The organism is Rubripirellula tenax (genome assembly GCF_007860125.1).
Lineage (GTDB): Bacteria > Planctomycetota > Planctomycetia > Pirellulales > Pirellulaceae > Rubripirellula > Rubripirellula tenax.
The window spans coordinates 203,808-223,409 of the sequence record NZ_SJPW01000008.1; the positions used below are offsets into that span (position 1 = coordinate 203,808).

General features: G+C 56.1%; 13 protein-coding genes. 8 read left to right on the forward strand and 5 right to left on the reverse strand.

Annotated elements, in window-relative coordinates:
* Nucleotides 1-30: 30 nt before the first annotated feature.
* The 4 genes from Poly51_RS26840 to Poly51_RS26855 form a co-directional block, all read right to left on the reverse strand.
* Nucleotides 31-903, reverse strand: a complete 873-nt coding sequence (locus tag Poly51_RS26840; RefSeq protein ID WP_146461942.1) for a hypothetical protein — start codon at nt 901-903, stop codon at nt 31-33.
* Nucleotides 904-1,325: 422 nt separating this feature from the next.
* The gene (locus Poly51_RS26845) at nt 1,326-2,441 is read right to left on the reverse strand and encodes an NAD(P)/FAD-dependent oxidoreductase (RefSeq protein WP_186775846.1); all 1,116 of its coding nucleotides are present in this window, start codon (nt 2,439-2,441) and stop codon (nt 1,326-1,328) included.
* A 10-nt stretch (nt 2,442-2,451) separates the two neighbouring features.
* Entirely contained in the window at nt 2,452-3,180 is a 729-nt protein-coding gene (locus Poly51_RS26850; RefSeq protein ID WP_146461945.1) for a methyltransferase domain-containing protein, read from the reverse strand.
* A gap of 9 nt (nt 3,181-3,189) precedes the next feature.
* On the reverse strand, nt 3,190-4,467 hold the full coding sequence (locus Poly51_RS26855) for a prolipoprotein diacylglyceryl transferase (protein ID WP_146461947.1): 1,278 nt from the start codon (nt 4,465-4,467) through the stop codon (nt 3,190-3,192).
* Between the two features lie 160 nt (nt 4,468-4,627).
* Here Poly51_RS26855 and Poly51_RS26860 point away from each other — a divergent pair, with 160 nt between their 5' ends.
* From Poly51_RS26860 to queA, 3 genes are all read left to right on the forward strand, one after another.
* The gene (locus Poly51_RS26860; protein WP_146461949.1) at nt 4,628-5,386 is read left to right on the forward strand and encodes a hypothetical protein; all 759 of its coding nucleotides are present in this window, start codon (nt 4,628-4,630) and stop codon (nt 5,384-5,386) included.
* Between the two features lie 105 nt (nt 5,387-5,491).
* Nucleotides 5,492-7,450: an acetate--CoA ligase gene (acs, locus tag Poly51_RS26865; RefSeq protein ID WP_146461951.1), complete on the forward strand. Its 1,959-nt coding sequence runs from the start codon at nt 5,492-5,494 to the stop codon at nt 7,448-7,450.
* 44 nt (nt 7,451-7,494) lie between these two features.
* Nucleotides 7,495-8,580, forward strand: a complete 1,086-nt coding sequence (gene queA / locus Poly51_RS26870) for a tRNA preQ1(34) S-adenosylmethionine ribosyltransferase-isomerase QueA (RefSeq protein WP_146461953.1) — start codon at nt 7,495-7,497, stop codon at nt 8,578-8,580.
* A 24-nt stretch (nt 8,581-8,604) separates the two neighbouring features.
* Here the strand turns inward: queA and Poly51_RS26875 are convergent, their stop codons facing one another.
* Nucleotides 8,605-9,303: a hypothetical protein gene (locus Poly51_RS26875; RefSeq protein WP_146461955.1), complete on the reverse strand. Its 699-nt coding sequence runs from the start codon at nt 9,301-9,303 to the stop codon at nt 8,605-8,607.
* A gap of 771 nt (nt 9,304-10,074) precedes the next feature.
* Between Poly51_RS26875 and Poly51_RS26880 the strand changes: the two genes are divergently transcribed.
* From Poly51_RS26880 to Poly51_RS26900, 5 genes are all read left to right on the forward strand, one after another.
* A complete protein-coding gene (locus Poly51_RS26880) occupies nt 10,075-12,183 on the forward strand; it encodes a flagellin N-terminal helical domain-containing protein (RefSeq protein ID WP_146461956.1) in 2,109 nt (702 codons plus the stop codon).
* 315 nt (nt 12,184-12,498) lie between these two features.
* The gene (locus tag Poly51_RS26885; protein ID WP_146461958.1) at nt 12,499-14,943 is read left to right on the forward strand and encodes a flagellin; all 2,445 of its coding nucleotides are present in this window, start codon (nt 12,499-12,501) and stop codon (nt 14,941-14,943) included.
* A 261-nt stretch (nt 14,944-15,204) separates the two neighbouring features.
* The gene (fliD, locus tag Poly51_RS26890) at nt 15,205-17,967 is read left to right on the forward strand and encodes a flagellar filament capping protein FliD (RefSeq protein WP_146461960.1); all 2,763 of its coding nucleotides are present in this window, start codon (nt 15,205-15,207) and stop codon (nt 17,965-17,967) included.
* A 35-nt stretch (nt 17,968-18,002) separates the two neighbouring features.
* Entirely contained in the window at nt 18,003-18,494 is a 492-nt protein-coding gene (locus Poly51_RS26895; protein ID WP_186775847.1) for a flagellar protein FliS, read from the forward strand.
* Nucleotides 18,495-18,667: 173 nt separating this feature from the next.
* Complete coding sequence (locus Poly51_RS26900) at nt 18,668-19,597, forward strand: TraB/GumN family protein (protein WP_146461964.1); 930 nt, start codon at nt 18,668-18,670, stop codon at nt 19,595-19,597.
* Nucleotides 19,598-19,602: the final 5 nt, after the last annotated feature.

The following is a 19,602-nucleotide window of genomic DNA, read 5'->3' on the forward strand; positions in this document are numbered from 1 at the left end:
TTCGCCGCTAACAGCGCGTTAAATCGTTTTTCAGGATCCGCCGTCGTGATGGACGTGCTTTTGCGGATCACGGTCGTGGTGTTCTTGATTGATATGAATGTGCAGATTGCCATGATGGTCGAATAACCAAGCCCAACCGGCTTCGGTGACCGCAGAATCATCCAGATAAAGCGATTCGAGTTGGGGCATTTCAGCCAACAGTTTCAAACCTTCGTCGGTGACCGGCACTTTGATCAAATGGACCGTCCGCAGGGTCTGAATCTTTGCGATTTCCCGCGTCGCGTCGTTTCCCAATTTCGGGGAACCGATTCGCAGCTGACGAAGTCTCGGCAGACTCGCCAAGGCCGCGATACCTTCGGCAGTGCATTCGCACTGGGGCAGATTCAGAAACATCAACGACGGGCACTTCGACAACTCGCGAAAGCCTTCGTCTCCGATCGGCGATAATCGCAGCCGCAGTTGTCGCAGATTTGGCAACGCAGCGATCGTCGGCATCGCAGCATCTGTCACGATCCCTTTGTCGACGATAAACGTTTCGATCGAATCGTTATCCTCCAGCGCAGACATCATGGAGTCATCGACTTCGAATTCTTTCACGTGAACCGTCGTGATATCTTCGCTGTTCTTCACCTTCTCGCAGAGATCTTCGAACAACACAGACGGAGCGATCGCCAATTCTGATTCGACCTCGACAGAGTTCATCGCGAACGTCGACCAGATCAGGGCGCCGACGAACGCTCCGGTCAAAACTGCAGCCAGGATCACTTTACGGCGACGTCGTTTCTTTGTCAGCTTTTCGGCTGTGATCGCCAGCACGGTTTCGCCGGCTTCATCGACCGATTGGGACGGGTCGACGTTGTCAGCGGCTACGTTGTCAGGGGCAACGTTGTCAGGGTCTGGCATTTCGGGATCTTGGTTCGACATCGGTGCCCGTCAACAGTCTAAAAAAAATGCATCAGGGCGTCGCGATTCGCGAACGCCCTGATGCGTATGAAATTTCAGCGAGAAGCCACTTGCCGAGACGATTGACCCAGAAACCGTCGCATGCAAACGATTGACGCTTTGACTGTACGAAACAGGTCAGTGAACATTTCCCGCAAAGTGTTCACCACACCGAAACTTCAAAAACGCTCAAACTACCGGGCGGGCAAAGCCATTTTCGGCCACTTGTCCGTCACGGTATTAGGGGATTAACAGCCGTCTGGGTAAAGTGTCAACCGTGATTCCCGCCCTGGAAAACCATTTTTGCAGGGATCGTTGGTCATTGCTGGCAACATCCAGCATCCCATCGTTTCACTGGGTCGGCCGACTCAAAACAACGTTTTTTACGACGGCGACCGGTTCAGTCCTCGGACCAACGGCGAGGCGAGCCCCGGAAACATCGCCAGTGAGCCAGCCGCCACAATCCTGGCTAACGGCCATCGCAGAGCGCTGGTGACCCAACGACATGTGCGTTTTTCGGCGGCCAACAGCGTCAAACAACGCGTTTGCCACGCGTCGCCGACACTCGCGGGTTGATGGATGTGTTCGGCAATCACATCGGCGGCGGCAACACCGCTTTGCAGGGCCCAAGTCATGCCTTCGCCCGTGAACGGTTCGATGTATCCCGCCGCATCACCGATCGCCATCAGTCGCCCATTGCCGACACGGCGCGACCGGCGAAGCGGCGGAGTCGTCATCGCCGTCGATGCGTTTTCGATCGACGAAAAATCAAACTCACTTCGTTCCAACAACCGACGCACCCGCTCGACCGGCGCTATTCCGTTCGATGCCGCACCTGATCGAAGCGCGGCGGCAACGTCGATTCGACCGTCGGCCAGTTTCACCAGTCCCACGTATCCGTCGTCGTCGCAAGCCATGTAGATCACGCCACTTTCGACGTCCCGAACGTCGGCAAGAAACGAGATCCCGAAAGGGCCGTGGGGCGCCGCGGTCCATGGTAACTCGCGACTGATACCGCCCGCTCTCAGTCCCGCCGCGACCACGACGATCGAATAGCTTTGCTGATGATCGCCGGAACCTGCGATGTTGCGACGAACATCGACGCGGTCTTTGTGGACCGAGGCCACCGTCGCTTCACATCGCATTGCGACGTTTACGCCCACGGCAGCGGCGTGTTCGATCAGCATCGGATCAAGTGATTCCCGCGAGATCGCCAAGCCAGTCGGCAGGGGGACCTCGATCCTGCGCCCGCCCATGGAAGCACACCAGCGGTCCGTCGAAACGCCGCGGTCTTTGGCAAATTGTTTCAACCCCAAACGGTCCAACATCGCCAAACCCGTGACGCCGATGCAGCAGCCACAAACTTTCGGCCGCGGGAAGGACTCTTTCTCAACCAAATCGACTGCGATGCCTTGCTGACGTAGACGAATGGCGCACGCGGAACCCGCAATACCGCCACCGATAACCAGAATCGACGCTTCGGATGCAGTGGTTGGCATCAACATGGTTTCACGCGAAAGCGACCGACGACTCGACCACCGTGCTGGTGTCCAGTGTTGCGATAAACCGACAGGGGAACGAACGCCACACACTGACCGGACGCGACAACGATTTCTCGGCAATCGCCTTGAATTCTTCGGCTGTGAAAGCCGAACGGACACTGACTTTGGCGTCATGGTGGACGATCCGCGATCGCGAAAGCATGTGTGCGCCGATCGTCACCAAACCTAAGTTCGCGCGAGATCGATCCAAGTCGCAAATCAGAATCCCGTCGTTTGCGGCCACCTGCATCGACTGCAGCAAACGAACGACTTCCGAATGGTTCAAGTGGTGCATGAACAGCGAACAAGTCACCAGATCAAAACCTTGTGGCAACGGTGCGGTCAAGCAATCCGCGGTCAGCGATCGGATCGTGACGCCGGCGGCACTCGCGCGACGTTGCTGTTCTTCGGCGGCGAAGTGACTGATATCGATCGTCGTCACTTGCAGAGCCAGCCCATCACGGCGCGCTTTTTTTGCCCACGCAATGGGTACATCGCCGGCGCCGCTGGCGATATCGAGCACTTTCATTGCCCGGCCGTTACGATTCACAGCTAGCTTGCGAAGCTGGCGGTACATCGCCGCCGAGACACCTGTGAAACTGTTTAATCGCACCAATCCGGAGAGCGCCGCGGCATGCCGCTCGGATGATAAACCGGGCTGGTCCATCCACTCGGGTTGAATGTCACGGGTTCTCATGCGTCCGCCTCAGCCGTTCGGTGAAGCTTCCGAATGGAGCGCGGCCGACGATGTTCCTCGATAGATCCACACGAGGCCGACGATTGAAAAAGCGAACACAAAGAGGCTGACCCACTGAGAAATCGACAAGCTGGTTCCAAATTGGCCGGCTTCATCGACGCGAATCAATTCCATGATGAAACGCAACACCGCATAAGACGCGAAACCGGCAATCATCACGGCGCCAGCACGAAGATTCGCAAGTGACAATCCGCAAAGGGCTAAGCATAGCACAAGTGCGCCGAAGCTGCTGATCAGTTGAGCCGGTGCGACGGGCAGTGCTTTGGGCGGCAGTTCGTCGGGCGTCCATCGATACCGCCGACCGTCGACCGTCGCGATCACGCCCGGAAGTACGTCTTCGGCGGGGATCGCCCGCGAGGCGTTTGCGAACACGCTGCGATCTTCGGCGAACTCGTTCAAACGCGCACCAACTTGGATGCCCGCACGGTCCGCGATCGATCCGTCGCGCACGTCGGTGATCTGGCGAGTATCACGGTCATAGGAAAACCCCAACAACTGGCCGTCAAATAGCTGGTCCTGGTAGACCTTGGCCCCCGGCGGAAAATGCAGCGCTGTCGGGCCTTCTTCGCATCGTCCGCCGTAACAACATCCATTCATCAAACAACCGATGCGACCAAAGAACAGACCCAAGAACATGCAGGGCACGATCACGTCACCGAACTTCAAGACGGGTAAGTGATGTCGGAACAGGAAGTAAGTGACTGCCAACGAACCGCCGATGAAAGCGCCGTAAACGACCAAACCGCCTTCGGTGAACTTCAACATGTTCCCGATCGTTTCGAACGTGGTTTCGCCAATGAATTGGTCGCGGTACTGAGTCACAAAGAACAAACGAGCGCCAAAAATTCCGCCGAAAAATGCCCACGGTGCCATGGCGTAAATCAGGTCTGGATTCATACCCGCCCGCTTGGCGCGAAAGGCCGCGAGCGAGACTGCGGAACCGACCGCCAACAACAACATCGCCCCGTAGCCACGAAGCGCCATGCCGACCGGTTCGCCGTCAAGATTCTTCAGTTCGACCATTGGCAAAACGATCGTGACCGCGGCGACGGCCATCGCCCAAACCATGCCTTCGGTTCTGACCACGTCACCGATCGTTTGCCCCCGCCGCTTGGCGACAACGATTCGAACGACCAACCCGACCGCCAAAGCGATCAACAGCCACCCGAATCCAAAAACGGGCAGCCCGGCGATCTCGTGCGGGATCATCAATAGGGTTCGTCGCATGGCAGCGGCCGTAGGGCAAAAGTGAGTTGTGCGTTGTTGGTCTGGACGGGTACCGATCCACTTTTCTACGCTCCAGACGGCCAAACCGTCTAGGTCGACCTCGGCGGAACGCCATCGACTTCACCGTGAAACTTGCATCATCCATCGGAGATCATCGACGATGTCGTCCCATTCACAATTTTACCGTGGCTTATCCATGGTCGTCGCGATTGCCGTCGGATGTACGCTTGGGGCTCGTCCGAGTTCTGCGGAAGACCGTACGTTTTGCGTCACCGTGAAGACGTTTTTAGGTACCAGTGCGGACGCATCGGCCGAGCACCGTATCATTTTCGACAACGGTCTGATTTACGACTTGCCCCAATTGGATCCGGCAACCGTGACGGTTTACGATCCGGCCCAGGGCCGCGTGACGATGTTGGATCGCCCTCGGCAGGTCCAGTCGTCGATTCGCATCGACGACCTGATCGAATTCACGTCCAAGGCTCGCGCGGCGGCAACCACCGATGAGCAAAGGGCCCAGTTGGGCCTCAATTCCAAGGTCAAAACCAGCGATCGAATGATCGGTTACATGATCCAATTCAGCGGCGCGACCTACCATACGTCGACCCAGAAACCGGCGGATCCAAAAATGGCGAGCGAGTTTGGTCAGTTTTTTGATCTAGCTTCACGACTGAACTTGGTCCGCAACACCTGGTTGCCCCCATTCGCGCGAATGACATTGAATGACCGGCTAACTTCGTCGGGCGAAATTCCGTTGGAAACGACGCTGACGATCAAACGCGGCGAACAGACCAACGAATATCGCACAACAACGACCATCGACGGGCTCGCCGACCGCGATCGCACGGCCATCGATGAGGTCCGGGGAATGATGACTCTTTACAAAGAAGTGGCTGCCGGCGATTTTCCTGATGCCTGATTCAGAATCGGTCGAGCCGGCCGGTCCGTTGGGCATTCGTTTGTACTAAACTGGTCGTTTACGTCCTGTCGACGTCCCTTCGACCGTTTATTGAGAACTGCCGCAATGAGTGACCCTTCCGGTCAAATCGACCACGTACTGATCGAAAACCGTTCGTTTCCCCCGCATCCAGAATTCAAGAAACGCGCGGTCATCTCCAGTGATGACCAGTACGAACAGTTGTACGCCCGCGCACGCGATGATCGTGATGGGTTCTGGAAGGAAGAAGCCAACGAGCACCTGCATTGGTTCGAACCGTTCGGCGAAGTGTGCCAGTGGAAGGCGCCGCACGCGAAGTGGTTCGTCGGTGGCAAAACGAACGCCAGCTACAACTGTCTGGATCGTAACATCGATGCCGGTCGAGGCGACAAGTTGGCAATCGTCTGGGAAGGCGAGCCCGGTGACACACGAACGCTGACTTATTCCGAACTTCGCACCGAAGTCGCCAAGTGCGCTGCCGCTTTGACCCAAATGGGAATCGGCGTCGGCGACGTGGTCAGCATCTATATGCCAATGACACCCGAGTTGCCGATTGCGATGCTGGCTTGTGCCCGCATCGGCGCGATCCACTCAGTCATCTTCGCAGGCTTTAGCGCCGAATCGATCGCAGATCGCAACAACGATGCTTCCGCGAAATTGGTAATCACGGCCGACGGGCTGTATCGCCGCGGGAAGGTTCTGCCGCTGAAAGAAACCGTTGACGAAGCCCTGGCAAAATCACCGACCGTTGAAAAGTGTTTGGTCTTAAAGCGAACGGGGACGGACAACGTCCCCATGACCGACGGTCGCGACATCTGGTGGCACGACGTCGTCGATACCCAATCCGGCGACTTCGACGCGGTGCCGCTTGATTCCGAAACGCCGCTATTCATCCTTTACACGTCCGGCAGCACCGGCAAACCGAAGGGAATCCTGCACACCACCGCGGGATACAACTTGTGGGCCAAGCGAACGTTCGAGTGGGTGTTCGACCATCGCGACGATGACATCTATTGGTGTACGGCCGATTGCGGTTGGATCACCGGTCACAGCTACATCGTGTACGGCCCGCTGTCGGCCGGCGCGACGTGTTTGCTTTACGAAGGCGCACCGAATCACCCGGCCGAAGATCGTTTTTGGGACTTGGTCGAAAAGTACAAAGTCACGATTCTTTACACCGCGCCGACAGCCGTTCGCGCGTTCATCAAGTGGGGCGACGAACACGTCGACAAACACGACTTGTCCAGCCTTCGATTGCTAGGCAGCGTCGGCGAAGGCATCAACCCCGAAGCGTGGATGTGGTACCACAAAAAGATCGGTGGCGAACGTTGCCCGATCGTCGATACTTGGTGGCAAACGGAAACGGGCGGCATCATGATGAGCCCGCTGCCCGGCATCACCGCCACGAAGCCCGGATCGTGCACCACACCGCTGCCGGGCGTCGTCCCGGCAATCGTTGACGAAGCCGGCAACGCCGTTGATGCCCAACACGGTGGCATGTTGTGTATCGCCCAACCCTGGCCCGGGATGCTTCGCGGCATCTACGGGGACGAGCAACGTTTCGTTGAACAGTATTGGTCGATGGTCCCCGGCAAATATTTGACCGGCGACAACGCGCGGAAAGACGAAGACGGCTTTTACTGGATCATGGGTCGGATCGACGATGTGATCAACGTGTCCGGTCACCGACTCAGTACGATCGAAGTCGAAAGCGCGCTGGTCAGCCACGAAGCGGTCTGCGAAGCCGCCGTGGTCGGTCGCCACGATGACTTGAAAGGTCAAGCGATCGCGGCGTTCGTCACGATTCGAGATCGTGAACCGAACGAAGAACTTCGCAAAGAATTGAAAATGCACGTTCGCAAACAAATCGGTGCGTTGGCACAACCCGACGACATCCGCTTTGCCGCCACGCTGCCCAAAACGCGAAGCGGCAAGATCATGCGACGGTTGCTACGTGATGTCGCGTCCGGCCGTGAAGTCGTCGGCGACACATCAACGTTGGAAGACTTGTCCGTGCTGGCGAAACTGAACGACGACGAAGCCTGATCGCCGTGTCTCGCCAAGATTAGCCGGATCGCTACAATGCGGCCATGAACGAAATCGACCTCTACGACTATCAGTTGCCGAAGGAACTGATCGCCCAAGAACCTCTGGCCACACGCAGCGATTCGCGGTTGATGTTGGTCGATCGTGATCGCGGCACGATCGATCATCACCATGTTCGCGACTTGCCCGAACTGCTGGCCGCCGGCGACACGTTGGTGATGAACAACAGCAAGGTTGTGCCGGCGCGTTTGGTCGGATATCGATCGATCACTGGCGGACGTTGGCAAGGGTTGTTCTTGCAGGCCGATCGGGAAACCGGCATTTGGGAGGTGCTGACCAAGACTCGGGGCACGCTTCGTGATGGCGAAACGATCGTCGTGAAAGATCGCGACGGTCGGGACGGAATGCACTTGGTTGTCGTCGCGCGAACCGACGATGGCAAACTGCTGGTCAAACCAAGTTTGCCCGAAGATTCAGGGGCAACCCAAGCGGCGGATTTGAAGGAACCGGCCGATTGGCTGGACCGTTTCGGACGGATCCCGTTGCCGCCGTACATCCGAGACGGACACATGGTTGACGCCGATGTCCAAAATTATCAAACCGTCTACGCCAAGGATCGCGGCAGCGTCGCCGCTCCGACGGCGGGTCTGCACTTCACCAAAACGTTGCTTGAAAAAGTTCGTGCCGCTGGCGTCGATACTGCCGAAGTCACGTTACACGTGGGCATCGGAACGTTTCGGCCGATTCAAACCGAAACGTTGGATCAACATGCGATGCACACCGAATGGGGTAGCATCGATGCGGCGACGGTCGAAAACATTCGCGCTCGCCGCGCCCGGGGACGTTGCATCGCGGTAGGAACGACCAGCGTTCGCGTTTTGGAGAGTTCGGCTAGCAAGAACGACGGCAAGTTAACGCCGTGGACGGGCGAAACAGATCTGTTCATTCGTCCGCCCTACGATTTTAAAGTGGTCGACGGCATGATGACCAACTTTCATTTGCCGAAGAGTTCGCTGCTGGTCTTGGTTAGCGCGTTCGCGGGTCGCGAGTTGGCGCTGAAGGCCTATCAAACGGCGATCGAGAACGAATATCGCTTCTACAGCTACGGCGATGCGATGCTGATTGTTTGAAGCATCAAGAATTGATGCAATCGTTCACATCGTTCTTGGCGACTCTGAATTGAGTTCGCCAATGCCGGTTTCGGCAACGCAGGCCAGGGACGGTTCACCGGCAAGCAATTGATCCACCACAGCAAACTGTGCTGCACCCGTTCGACGCGACAAGCTGCTTAGTCGCAACGGGACCGTCATTCCCGATTTCCATTGGCGAGGCGGTTCGCCGCGGACCACCACCGGCCCGACGTGAGCCGTTCCGGCGATGCGGGCCCGCCAACCACCGCGGCGAGTCTTTTCGTCCAACAAAACGCAACGCACCTGGTCGCCGCTGGTGAAATGGCCGCTTGGTTTGCCGTGACGGACGATTCGAGATGGACGCAATACCTGGTCGATCCCGCCACGTCTCTCGTTTACCGCTTGCCAGCTTCCCGCAGTTGGCGTTCCGACCCACGCTTGCACGAACACTCGTTTGGGTTGATTGCCTTGCGCTGTCCCAATCACCAAGCCATCGTCCAGCCTGGCTTGCTGTTTTCTAACGATAGCCAGAGCAACCAACCTTGCCGCCCGAAGCGTTTCTTCGACACAGACAAGTGCCACAGTGCTGTCTCGGTTCTGAACCATGACGCGATAGTTCCGCACGAAAACACCCGTGACCTTTGCCCCGGGGCACTCGGCATCGCCGGCGTCCGATTCAACCGACGGTTGTGACCGACACGTCTCCCTCGAGATTTTTGACATCAACATTCACTCCCACTCAAACGGGCATCGCCGAATGGACGTGCCGACCGACATGGCCGGCGCGCACCGATACCGCATGGTTCAAGCGTTGGAGTGAAAGAGGTCGCTAAAGATCAGGCATGAATCGCTCGTTGGAAGGTTTCGCATCTGCAAGGACGGTTGTAAAACGCCCCCGCTCTGTCAACCAAGAGAAGCGAGGTTCGCACTGGGTTCACAGTAGATTCGCAGAATCTAATTCTTCGTGACGCAGGAAGCGGCAATAAGTGGAAAATCTCACGACCGAGGACTGAGAGCTCGAGCGGGGCGCGACGACGTTTCCCTTCGAGCCGTTTTGCCGAACCGTGCATCGTTGTGTGCATTTCCCAAAAAACAACGCACACCCGACTTTGTTGCGATGGTCTTGCGATTCGGCGAATGTTGTCGGCTAGTTCATCACTCAAATTTGCAAACTCAGCTGTATTGGAGTGTTCTCTGTGATCGTTGTGACGTCTAGCGAAGCTGGATGGGCGAGGCGGCGACTGCTTTCCTGATGCCTATAGCGATGATGTCGATTGCACGGCCCTAGGTGAACGAACCGGCACCGTTTTCCCAACTTCTGCAACAGTGCACACCGGAAAAGTGACCCATGTTTCACTCGGACGCAGAGCTTGCAGGCATGTTGCGATCGGTTGTCGATCGCTGCCACGCGGGGCACGCGTTGTAACCGGTCGATAGCGGCCGGATCCATTTTCCTCGAATCTGCGATTCGCCGCACCTTAGGGATACTTAAACATGACCAGAATTAACACTAACGTTTCGTCGCTCGTCGCTCAAAACCGTTTGCAATCGAGCAACAAAGACTTGAACTCGGCCTTGACTCGCTTGAGCACGGGCCTTCGCATCAACAGTGGTGCCGATGACCCGGCCGGTTTGATCGCCAGCGAAGCCTTGCGATCGGAAATCACGGGTCTGAACAAGTCGATTACCAATACACAACGGGCCAGCCAGATCATTTCGACCGCTGACAGCGCTTTGGGCCAAGTCAGCAACCTGCTTAACGACGTCCGTGGCTTGGTTGTCGAGGCCGCCAACAGCGGTGCTCTGAGTGCCGACGAAATCGAAGCAAACCAACTGCAAATTGACAGCTCGCTGGAAGCGATCAACCGAATCGCCCAAACAACGACCTTCCAAGGTCGTAAGCTGCTCGACGGCAGCCTGGGTTTCCAAACCAAAGCCGGCACAAACTTTGGTAACGTCAAGGACTTGCAAGTCGACCAAGCCAACCTTGGTTCGACCGATAAAGTTGACGTTTCGGTCACGATCAGCAAAGCTGCTGAGCAAGCATCGGTATCGCTGGCAAACATCCCCGCCGGAATCACCGCCGAATCTGCAACGGGCGACTTGACATTTACCAGTCAGACAGCCGCAGCAGCATCGACGGTCGATTTCACACTGGGAACGGAGAGCTTTACACTCACCGCCGATGCTGATGGCGTAGCCGGCGATGATCTGAGTGTTGTCGTTGCTAACACCGGTGCATCGGGGACGTCCCCGGTAGTCTCCAAGACCGGTGACGAATACACCATCACCCTTGCAAGCGATTCGACTGCAACAGCTGACGATATCGCACTCGCGTTCAACACTTTCGTTGACGCTAACGACGACGATGTCACGCTGACCACGACAGGTGGAACGACTGACGTCGGTGCAGCCACATTAGCGTCGACATCACTTGCCGGCGGTGCTGATATCGGTGCGGCCACAACTGCAACGATCAACCTGACAGCCAAAGAAGGCGGAACCGCAAGCAACATCACCAGCATCGCCTATGCGGAAGTCAGCGGTACAACGCCTCCGACCGCAGCGTTCGATTCCGGCACCGGCGTCCTAACCGTAACGGTTGACGATGCGTCAAGCGTAACGTTGGACTCCATCGTTGACGCGATCAACGCGGGCGATGATTTCAGCGCCGCAGTCGAAGCCGGTGGTGACTTTACAAGCTTCGATCCAACGATTTCCGCTGGTGCGGGCAGCAATTTCGTCGACGGAATCGACGCTGGTGGTGGATTGGCTGAAGCAGCCGTTTTCGAACTGCAAGGCGCCAGCGGCAGCGAAGTGTTCAACGTCAGCAAAGGCACCACAATTGACGAATTGGTCAGCCAAATCAACTTGGTTTCAGACGCAACGGGTGTAAAAGCCGAAGCCGACGGGACCACTTTGAACTTGACTTCGACCGCTTACGGATCCGCCGCGATCGTCGACATCAATGTCATCAGCGAAGCGTCGACGGGTACATTGACCGCAGCAGTGGGTGCCGGCAAACGAACCACCGGTTCAGACATTCAAGCCAAGGTCAACGGTATCGATGCCAGCGGTAAAGGCAATAGCCTGAAGATCAACACCTCGACGTTGGACTTGTCGCTGACCGTTAACGAAGGCTCGAATGAAAACATCACGTTCACGATCAACGGTGGTGGAGCGAAGTTCCAACTCGGTTCGGACGTTGTCGGAAACCAACAAGCTCGTATCGGCATCAACAGTGTTAACACCGCTCGCTTGGGCGGAACCGCTGGTAAGTTGTTCGAACTGGGCAGTGGCGGTTCGGCAGCTTTGTCGAAAGATCCATCCAAAGCAGCAAAGATTGTCACCGAAGCCATTGGGCAAGTGACCGGTCTTCGTGGCCGTCTTGGTGCGTTCCAAGCGACGACCTTGGACAGCAACTTGATCAGCTTGAACGAAACCAAGGCCAACCTGCAAGAAGCTGAAAGCTCGATCCGCGACGCCGACTTCGCTCAAGAATCGGCCAAGTTGACGCGAGCACAAATTCTGGTTCAGTCGGGCACCAACGTGCTGTCGCTGGCCAACCAGAACCCACAAAACGTTCTGTCGCTGCTTCGTTAAGAAGTCAGTTTCACGCTGAACGATTTACATAGAGCGCCAGCCGGCCGAAGGGAAACCTTCGGCCGGCTGGTTGCGTTAATCTTTCATTGAAACGTCAAGTTGTGACGTCTGAAGGATCTTTCTCGGGCACCGGCGACCAAATTCGCCACTCTTCCCCAAACGGCTTCGGAATTCGGCGCCTGCAAAGCCGATGTCCCCAACGAAGACCTCGCCGTGTTGATCGATGTTCGATCGCCTGGGCAACGGTCCGTCCCGGTCCATCGCGGCCGGATCCAAACTCAATCCGCCCCGCGATTAGCCTAATAGGGTCCACCCATGACAAGAATCAACACTAACGTTCCTTCACTCGTTGCACAAAACCGTTTGCAAACGAGCAATAATGATCTTCAAACCGCGTTGACTCGTCTGAGCACGGGCCTTCGCATCAACAGCGGTGCTGACGACCCGGCCGGTTTGATCGCCAGCGAAGCACTGCGATCAGAAATCACTAGCTTGGGCAAAGCAATCAGCAACACCCAACGTGCAAGCCAAATCATCTCGACAGCTGATAGCGCCTTGGGCCAAGTCAGCAACTTGCTCAACGACATTCGGGGTCTTGTCGTCGAAGCGTCCAACAGTGGAGCTCTAAGCCCCGACGAAATTGCGGCGAACCAACTCCAAATCGACAGTTCGCTGGAAGCGGTCAACCGTATTTCTCAAACGACGACTTTCCAAGGACGAAAGCTGCTGGACGGAAGTCTTGGTTTTCAGACGACCGCTGGAGCAAACTTCGGCAATATCGCTGATCTGAAGATCGATCAAGCAAACCTTGGTGCAACCGGATCGGTTTCGGTCGATGTGACCATCAATGCGGCTGCCGAACAAGCCGCTGTCGCGTTTGACATTCCCGTCGGTGTGGCATCCGTCGCCGCGACGGGATCGGTCTCGCTTTCGCAAGCACCTGGATTAACGGCGGCGTCCGGATCCGTTGGGTTCAGCCAGACGAACACGGGGTCGGCATCGACCGTGGACTTCACGCTTGGTGGAGAAGCCTTCACATTGACGGCCGACGCCAACGGAACCGCGGGCGATGCACTGACCATTGCGGTCAATGATTCGGGTGCGGGAGCAACAGGTATTGTTGTCGGCAAGACAGGTGATGACTACACGATCACGGTTGAGAACGGACTAGCCGTCACTGCGGACGAAATTGCACTCGCCTTCAACAACTTTGTTGATGCCAACGACGATGACGCGACACTGACCACAACTGGCGGGACGAATGCAGTCACCGGTGGTACGTTGGCCTCGACATCGCTTGCCGGTGGTGTCGACGACACCACCAGTACGGCGTCTATCAACGTCACGGCCGATGACGACGGCACAGCCGGAAACGTCAACTTGGTCTTCACGAAGACAGTCGGTGCACCGACCAGTGCAAGTATCAACGGCAGCGGCGACATTGAAATTGTCGTCGACACGACCGGCACAACGACACTCGAAGAGATTCGTGCCGCGATCGACGGAATCGAAGGTTTCTCTGCGGCGTTGGTCAACACCGATTCCCCGATCGTGGGTGACTACGACAACACCGGTGCCGATCCAGCATTGACCGACTTGACGGGTGGAACCGACGGTACCGCAGTCACCGCATCGATCGCATTGACTACGGCGTCCAACGGCGCAAGTTCGAACACAGCCGGAATCACGTTTGCTCGTGTCAATGGAACGACGACGCCAACCGCGACGGTCGATGCCAGCGGAAACCTAACGGTCACGATTGATGACACGGATGACACGACGATCGCCAGTATCGTCAATGCAATCAACTCGGAAGGAACCTACGAAGCGGTTGCCGATGTCAGCGGTGGATTGACGACAATCAACGGCGACAAATCAACGGAAACGCCGACACCGTTCGCCGGTGGCGTCGACGGATCGGGTGGATTAGCCGAAGACGTCGTTTTCGAACTGCAAGGCAAGACGGGCAGCGAAGTATTTAACGTCAGCAAGGGAACCACAATCAATGAACTGGTAAGTCAGATCAATTTGGTTTCCGACGCTACCGGAATCAATGCCTCTTCCAACGGAACGACCCTGAGTTTGGAATCGTCTGCCTACGGTAGCGATGCCGTCGTCGATTTGCGAATCATTCAAGAGGCAGATACGGGAACGCTCACCGCCGAACTGGGATCTGGTATCCGTGACAACGGCGAAGACATCAAGGCAAAGGTCAACGGCATCGATGCGAGCGGTCGCGGCAATACCTTGACGATCAATACCGCAACGCTAGACTTGTCGATCACCGTCGAAGAAGGCAGTGAGGACCCGATCAGCTTCAGCATCAATGGTGGCGGTGCTAAATTCCAACTCGGAGCCGACGTCGTTGGAAATCAACAAGCTCGCATCGGGATCGACAGTGTCAACACTGCACGTCTGGGTGGACCTAGCGGAAAGCTGTTCCAGCTGGGTTCGGGTGGATCAGCCTCACTTGACAACGATGCAACGACGGCTGCTCGAATTGTCACCGAAGCGATTGACCAAGTCACAAGCCTTCGTGGTCGACTCGGCGCATTCCAAGCGACGACTTTGGATAGCAACTTGATCAGCCTCGGTGAAACTCGAGCGAACCTGTTGGAAGCTGAAAGCTCCATCCGCGACGCCGACTTTGCACAAGAGTCCGCCAACTTGACGCGAGCACAAATTCTGACCCAATCCGGTACCAACGTACTTTCATTGGCCAACCAGAACCCGCAGAACGTTCTGTCTTTGCTGCGATAACGAACTTCGCAGTCGAAATGATCGAAGTAAGGACCGGCGAGTCAGCTCGCCGGTCCTTTTTTTACAAATCGCCCGGGTTTTCGGAATAATTGGCCCAAACCACCCTAACGATCGACACCCATCGAGAGTCCCTGGAATTGTGTGACTGCCCATCCCGCGAAAGCCTGGGGAGTGTGCTAGCGTTTTTGTGGACCCGATGTTCTCCCCCAGCCGATCTTAAGTGACTGGTGGAACTTCTTTCTCAAACACCGTTTGCCAATTATGGGGCGATTACAGTCATCTGTCGGATTGGTCACCGGTACGAATATCCAAAGTACCGTCGATCAACTGATTTCTATTAGCGGGCAACCTCGCGATCGCCTGATTTCGCGAACCGAGCAGCTCCAGAACCAGCAACGAGCGATCGCTGAATTGACGGCGTCGGTTATTGGCGTGCAGTTAGCGGGCAAGAAGCTAGCCAATGCATCGGCTTTTCAATCGAAAAGCGCCGTATCATCGAACGCTGATGCACTCTCAGCCGCCGCCGGCGAGAACGCAAAGGCAGCGACGCATACCGTTCGCACGCTCCAGACCGCCGCTACCCACGCAACCAGTTCAAGACAGCGATTTTCAAGTGCGGACGTTGCGCTCGGATTCACCGGACAAATAAGGGTCGCTCCCTCGGGCGGATCGATAGACGGATCTGCTGACTTGTCGAAACTGAACGATGGACGTGGCGTTGAAGCAGGCGTCATTCGGTTTACTGATCGCTCGGGCGCGTCGGCCGAAATCGACTTCAGTGATGCGAGAACGATTGATGACGTTTTGCAGATCATCAACGATGCCGAGGTGGACATCACTGCAACGACTGAAAACGGCGCTATCAAACTGGTTGACAAGAGCGGCAGCACGGCATCGAACCTGAAAATCGAACAACTTGGTGACACAGAAACCGCGGCCGACCTCGGGCTATGGGGCATCGACGAAGCATCCAGTTCCGTTTCTGGGCTGAAGTTTGAACTACCAGAAGGCGTTTCGTCACTGCGTGGAACGGCGTTATCCGAACTCGGCGGTGGAAACGGCATTGGCCCGCTCGGCAACCTGGACATCGAACTCTCCGATGGATCATCCGCAACCATCGATCTATCAAATGCGACCACGACGGCCGAGGTCATCGACTCGATCGCTGCGTCTGGGCTTTCTCTGATCGTAAAGTACAACGACGCCAAGAACGGCTTTCAACTTCGCGACGTCTCGGGCGGCACTGGCAACTTTAAAATCTCATCGACGGATGATACGGCCGTCGACTTGGGCGTGGCCAACGACACAACCGACGATGTTGTTGTCGGAGCGAGCCTCAATCGGCAAACCGTAACATCCGACACGTTACTTTCGTCACTGAATCAGGGGGCCGGCGTCAACGGAAGCTTCACAATCAAGGACTCGTCCGGCAAAATCGGCGCGATCAATCTGAAACTGAAGAACATCACCAACATGGGTGAGTTGATCGATGCCATCAACGAATTGTCCGTCGATGTGACCGCCTCGATCAATGAAAACGGTGACGGCATCTCGATCGTCGATAATGCTGCTGGCTCCGAGACACTCACTATTCGTGACGCCGGGTCGGGAACAGCTGCAAAAAGCCTAGGAATCGCCGGAGCAGCAACCGCCCAAACCATTGGCGGTCAAAGCGTCTCAGCGCTCGTCGGCACCCAATCCAATGTCATTGAAGTCACCGAGACCGATACACTTGCGTCTCTGGTTGAGAAAATCAACCAGGACGGTCGCTACGGCACATCTTCGATCCAATCCAACTCGGACGGCACGTTCGCCCTCCGCATCCGCAGCAACACCGCCGGCGGCCAGGGACAGTTTGCGATCAACACGACCGGCTTCGACTTGGACCTCCGGACCGAAAGCCGCGGCCGTGATGCGTTGATTGCAGTTTCAACCGACGAAGGATTGGAACGTTTCGTAACAAGCAGCGACGGAGTGTTCGACATTGATGGCGCTGCGGGATCCGAGCCAATTACCTCGGCATCACTGCTGAGCTCACTTTCGGGGTCCGCGGCTTCCGGTAGCTTCACGTTGACTGACAGTGCCGGAAAGACAAGCGCGATCAATATCACCACTCAGGGTATCAAAACGGTCGGTAGCTTCATCGATGCGGTCAATGCTCTCGACATTGGCGTGACCGCGTCCATCAGCGAAGACGGCGCCGGAATCACATTGATTGATACCGCGGGGGGAAACAAGACACTGACAGTTTCTGATGTCGGCAACGGCCTTGCCGCATCGAGTCTTGGAATCGCAGGTACCGCTAAAACGCAAACCATCAATGGCGAAAGCGTATCGGCTCTAACGGGATCAACGTCTTCTGCTTCCACCGAATCGACCGGCTTGGTATTCACTCTGAAGGAACTTTCTGATTCGCCGATCACGATCACCGTTGCAGAAGACTCCAAAGCAGTTGAATCAGCAGCAAAAACGTTCGTCGATCAATACAACAAACTGATCACAAAAGTTGACTCTCTGACCTTCTTCAATGCCGACTCGAACGAAGTCGGATTGCTGTTTGGATCAAGCGAGGTTCAACGAATCACAACCGGATTCAGTCGTCTTTTGTCGGGCACTGTCAATGGTGCAGGACCAATCAAGTCGGTTGGGCAAGTCGGGATCAAGTTTGCAACCGGCGGAAAACTAGAGCTCGACAACGACAAGTTGGTCGCCGCACTGGAAAGCAATCGGGAAAACGTGCAAGCGTTCTTCGCGACCGATGAAACCGGCCTTGCAAATCGACTGGACGAGCTGTCCGATCGTATCGCTGGTGTCGACGGAGGCCTACTGCTGAATAAAACGGATACGTTGGGTTTGCAAATCGAACGCAACAGTACGCAAGTCGACAAGATGAACGCTCGATTAGACAAAGAACGCGATCGATTGCTTGCAACGTTTTATGCGAATGAGACTGCGATATCGAAGCTGCAAAGCAACAGTTCAGCAATCGACCAGATTCAACGCATCACTATCGACGGCAGCTAGACCGAGCTGGCTTTCAAGACCCATCAAGGATGACCATGTCGACCAATCCCGAAAATTTTCGTCCGCGCCAAGGCTTCGGCAGCGACCAGTATTTCGAGTCTGCGATCCGAATGGCGTCACCGGCGCGATTGCGTCTGATGGTGACCGAGCGGGCCGTAGAAGTTGCCGCCACGTTGGCGAGGGTTTGGAAAAACGGTGAACAGCTCGGGCCGAACGAACACTCGCTTAGTTTGCTAGAACTGATTGGCGAGTTGCTTAGCGGAATCGCAGGAAGTCCCGACCCTGACGAAAAGAAACTCTGTAACCAGATCAGCGATCTGTATGTGTTTCTGTCGAAACACTTGGTGCTGGCGGAAGACAACAGCGATTTTGCTGCCATCGACGACATTCGCCTTGTCCTTGAACTGGAAGCCGAGACATGGCGTGCCGTGTGTGCGCAAGAACTGACTTCCAAACAGGCGACAACCGAGCCCGTGCGGAACGCAGAGCCGTCTGGAGCGTCGAACGGACTGAATTTCAGCGCTTAATGCGAAGACGTCCGAAACGTCGTCGCCAGATTTTTCAATCGCTGAGACACGCTCTTTCCGTCCCGGAACGAACGCAAGTTGCCGTATCAGGTCCGAAGCGCTATCCTACGGGAAGTGAGCGGTCGCAATTGCGGTCGTTAGAGACGTCGACCGCTTTCCCAGAGGCCGGATGAATGCGCTGGATTATTGTTTCGCTCGGATTGATCTTTGCCTTTGCATCGGCGGTGGCCAATGCACAAACTGCGGTTGCCGACCCACCGGTTGCCGACTCGCCTCAAGACGCAGCAGATGACGATGGCAAAACGCTGGTTGACGAACTCTACATCCGATTCGCGAAAACGGATGACGACAAACCTAAAGCACTGCAAACAGCGATCGTTCGTTTTCGCGGCAAACCAGACACGCAGCACGCGGGCAAAATTGTCGATCTGGTCGGCGTCGTCCACATCGGTCAGCGGGAATATTATAACGACTTGAACGATCGATTGTCCCGATACGACAGCGTGTTGTACGAATTGGTTGCACCGGACGGAACTCGTATTCGCCCCGAAGATTTGAAAGATCGGCGCAGCGTTCTCGCATCGATGCAAACCGGCATGAAGGACATGCTGAATCTCGAGTACCAACTCGAGATCATAGACTACATGGCGACCAATTTTCGTCACGCCGATATGAGCCCCGAGGAATTTGTCGAAGATCTCGAAAAACGCGGCGATAGCGTTTGGAAAATGGTCGCTCGAATGATGGGCGCGGGACTAGCGTCGCAAGCGTCCGGCAACGGCGGCGATGCAGGCATGTTGTTCGCACTGTTCAGCAACGACCGATCCAAGAAAATGAAACAAGCCATGGCTCGCCAATTGGTCGACATCGAATTGGTGACGGCGGGAATGGACGATGCCAGTGGCCACAACACACTGATCAAAGGCCGCAATATCAAAGCCTTTGAAGTCCTAGAAGACGACCTTGCCAAGGGCAAAGAAAATGTGGCTGTGTTTTACGGGGCCGGTCACTTGCCGGACATGGCCGAAAGGTTAGAGCAAGACTTTGGGATGGAAGCGACCGAGACCACTTGGCTAGACGCCTGGGATTTGACGCGGAACTAGTCGCA